Here is a 4,224-nt window from a genome sequence, read left to right as displayed (position 1 = left end):
GCCGGACATTGCCAGCAGCCTGAATGCCAGCAGCTCTTCCGTCACGCTTAACATCACGGTAGAGAAGCTGTCGACGGAGGCAGCCGCGGATTTGAGCAAGAAGCTGAACACCAGCTCCAGCCAAAAGATCACCGAGCCTGTAGACTTCTATGTATCCGCCGTGAACAACAGTTCGCCGAACAATCCGCGTGAGCTGAAGCTCAGCGGGGAGGTTCTCGTCCGGACGAGCAGTGCGCTGCAGGACAGCCGGTCCAGCCTGGTACGCTTCGACAGCGGAGCGAACAAGCTGACTTACGTTCCTGGCGTGATCGACACGGCAGGCAGCCGCCGGGTATTCCATGGCAAGGTAAAGGGGAACTTCACTGTTTTCGGAGCGACGTTCTACAAATATTACAGCGATCTCGGCAACCATTGGGCGAAGGACGCGATCAGCACGCTGTCTGCCAAGCAGGTCATCGAGGGCCGCACCAATACGCTTTTTGCCCCGGATCAGAGCATTACCCGTGCTGAGTTCGCCGAGTACGTGGCCAGGGCACTCGGATTGGAAGGGGATGCGCAGAGCGCGGACCGCTTCTATGACGTAGTCAACATCGGCTCCAGCGCCTATATCGGGGCGGCGGCCAAAGCTGGCATCGTCACTGGCAATACGGACGGATCGTTCAAGCCAAACAGCTCGATTACGCGCGAGCAGATGGGGATCATGATGGTCCGTGCCATGAACTATGCGGGATACAACTCGACGCTGAGCTATCCGGCGTCCACGTACCTGAAAGTGTTTAAGGACAGCAAGCAAATCCAGTATCCGGACTCCGCGGCCCGCGTGCTGAAGGAAGGCATTATCCAGGGCGTCACGGCGAACACGTTCCAGCCCCGCGGAAATGCGACTCGCGCCCAGGCAGCCGTCATGCTGCAGCGTCTGCTGGAGAAGATCGGGTACATGTAACCAGAGCAGTGAACAGGCTAAATCTCTCACAAAATCATAGAGTTTCCATTTCGGTACGTCAGCCCTACTTCGGTGGGGCTTTTTTTGTGGGATTTTTCGGTGGATTTTGCTAAAAAGATTAATTTTCCGTAACTTTTTCGGATAATTTCAGTCTATTTAATAGGGAGTTCATACTGGACCTAGATAATAGAGTCTGTGAACTCATGCTGTAACGTGAATAGTCGGTTGGTCCTGTTTATGAACGAGCAACGATAGAATAGCATTGCGTATGAAGAAGATGGGAGAGTTAACAGTACATGAAATGGCATAATGATCGCATGGGGAACGAGCACAAGAAGGGTGCAGGCAAGAAGTGGATGGTCGTATCGCTGGCTGGCCTGCTGTTTATTACGCCGGTTATCGGCAGCGGGATCCCGCTGAACGGACATTCTATTGCTTCGGTGGCCAGCGCGGCCACAGCGGCGACCGTAACGAAGCTGAGCGAAAGCCCGGTTACGTCTGGGGCGATAATGACCAAGTACAAATTTACGACGACGCGCTCCGGCAAACAGGCGACGGCGCTGGCGGACGTCATCAAAGTAGATTTGCAGAATCCGAAACCAGCGGGGAACTGGTATCGACTCCTTCGGATCTGAAGGGGATGTACTCCTTTGCGGTAACCAAGAGCGGCACACCGGTTATCGACCAGTTTTCGTTTGACGGAACGGTGACAGCCCAAGATGGCTCTACGTTCCCGCTGGCAGGCGTCAACAAGGCATCTTACACGCCGGAGAGCGGAACTTCGAATTACAGCCATGCGAATGCCATGTATATTTATACAAGCGCTTGGAAGTCGCCGGTTCGTCCGAAGAACAGTTCCACCACTCCGGTTGAGGTCCTGGTGCAAAATAACGTGATTACGCAAATTTCCGAGCCGGGCGGCTTCGATTTCGCAGTGCCGGAGGACGGGTACATTTTGCGGACCCACGGAACGGCAGCGCAGTTCGTAACCAACCATATGGCGGTTGGCCAAACGATCCAAACCGACTACAAGCTGCTGTCCAAAACGTCCGGACAGTCGCTTGATCCGGCCAACCTGCAGATGATGATCGGCGGGCATACCATCCTGGTGAATAATGGAGCGGCGTCAGCCTTTTCGCGCGACGTATCCAGCATCGGAGGCTACCGCGCCCGTACGGCGCTCGGATATTCGAAGGATCAGCGCTACGCATATATCGTAGCTGTTGAGAAAAACGACAACAGCTCCGGCATGTCGCTGTCCGAGCTGCAGACCTTTATGGTCAAAGTCGGTGTCTGGAAAGGCATGAACCTGGACGGTGGCGGCTCCACAACGATGGTGGACCGGCCGCTCGGCGAAACGGGCACGAAGCTGACGTTCGACACGGAATACGGCACGACCCAGCGCAGCGTCGTCAACGCTGTCGGCGTGTACACCGAGGCGCCGCAGGGCAGCCTGCTCGGACTGAAAATAAGCGGCTCTTCTGCGATCCTGATCGGACAGCAGGCGTCGTTCCAGCTGAAAGGCTATGACACCTACTACAACCCGATCGACGTGTCGAGCATTACGCCGACCTGGAAGTCGAGCAACGGCAACATCGTCGTGAGCGGACAGACGGTGAAGGGCGTGAAGCCGGGAACATCGACGATTACCGCGGTCAGCGGCAAAGCCAACGCCAGCATGCAGGTGAAGGTTATCGGCGGAGACGACCTGTCCGCCCTGAACGTCGGAACGGCAACGGCTCCGCTGAAGGCAGGCAGCACGGTATCGGTGCCGGTTACGGCGGTGACGAAGGACGGTCAGAGCATCACGGTTCCGGCCGGATCCCTGAAGTGGGAATTCGTTGGCTTTAAAGGCAGCGTGCAGGATGACAAGCTGACCGTCGCTTCGGTGAACGCCAATACGAAGGTTGGTTACGCGATCGCCCGTTACAACGGCTTCAGCACCGTCGTTGTGCTGTCGGCAGCAGGCGAAGACATGTGGGAAAACTTTGAAAATGTCACATACCCGGTCGATTTTACGACGAACAGCGGCAGCCAGGTGACCGGATCGGCGCAGGTGACGCAGGGAACCGGCGACCACGCCAATTCCAAAGTGCTTCAGCTGCAGTATGACATGACGGCCGGCAGCGGCAAAATGTATGCTTATGCACAACTGAACGGCACCTCGGGCAAAGGCATTAATGCGGCGGCTACGTCGATGTCGATCGACGCGATGGGCGACAACAGCCTGAACTGGATGCGTGCCGAGCTGACGGACGCGAGAGGTCAGACGGTATACGTCGACTTGGCCAAAGCCATTGATTGGACGGGCTGGAAGACGATCAACGTGGATCTGAGCAGCCTGGGCATTGCCTTCCCGGCCCAGCTGAAGCGCCTCTACGTCGTCAATGTTGAAGATGGCCAGGACGAGCGGGCGAAGACGGGTACGGTCGCTTTTGACAACATTAAATTCACGATGCCTTCGCTGTCCAGCGATGCCGGCCTTCCAACCGGCAAGGTGATCATGGCGGTCGGGCAGAAGTCCTATATGTCGAACGGTCAGAAGAAATCTATGGACGCTGCGCCGGTCATGAAGAACGGTACGACCTATATTCCGGTGAAATACGTACTGGATACATTTGGCGGACAAGCCACATGGGATTCGGCCAATCAGCGGATCAGCGTCCTGCGGGGCGGCAAGCTGATGGACTTGACGGTCGGCAAAAAGGAATATATCCTAAACGGCAAGCGTAAAAGCGCAGAAGTCGCTCCATTCATTACCCAAGGTCGTACTTTAGTCCCACTTCGGCTCGTTTCCGAGCAATTAGGATTACAAGTAAATTGGGAACAAAACACGAAGACCATTACCATCCAATCATGATATGGTATGATATGTATAGAATTGAACTTAGGAAATGCGACTGCAGCTCATTCTATGTAGAACTGTAATGGTTAGAAATGGAGTAGAACATTCGTGGATTTTCAAGCCGATGCGATAGACCGAGTCATTAAGAATGCCATCCAGGTGGTTGAAAACAGCAAATATCAGATGTTCGAGATTCTCGAGACGGCCCGGGACGAGCTGCTCACGTTGAATCAGGAACTGCAGTTAGTGATGAAGGAAACCGTGGATACGCTGCAGAAGGTGGATCAGCTGGAGCTGAACTACCGGCGCTCCCGGATCCGGCTGACCGAGGTCAGCCGGGACTTCGTCCGGTACAAAGAGGATGATATTAGGCAGGCCTACGAGAAAGCGACGCAGCTGCAGCTTGATGTGATGATTTATCGTGAGAAGGAAATGT

1 protein-coding gene and 2 pseudogenes are annotated in these 4,224 nt (G+C 55.1%); all 3 read left to right on the top strand.

Annotation, left to right across the window (positions count from 1 at the left end; all coding sequences use genetic code 11):
* On the top strand, positions 1-943 hold a 943-nt coding region (locus CPT76_RS24985), incomplete at its 5' end, for an S-layer homology domain-containing protein (protein ID WP_146116418.1).
* A 261-nt stretch (positions 944-1,204) separates the two neighbouring features.
* Positions 1,205-3,803 (top strand): annotated as a pseudogene (locus CPT76_RS24980) (stalk domain-containing protein).
* A gap of 93 nt (positions 3,804-3,896) precedes the next feature.
* Positions 3,897-4,224, top strand: a pseudogene (locus CPT76_RS24975) (histidine kinase); the annotation flags it as partial.

It is taken from the genome of Paenibacillus sp. AR247, from assembly GCF_002968895.1.
In the GTDB taxonomy this organism is placed as follows: domain Bacteria; phylum Bacillota; class Bacilli; order Paenibacillales; family Paenibacillaceae; genus Paenibacillus_AQ; species Paenibacillus_AQ favisporus.
This window is presented reverse-complemented; position numbering and strand designations above follow the sequence as displayed.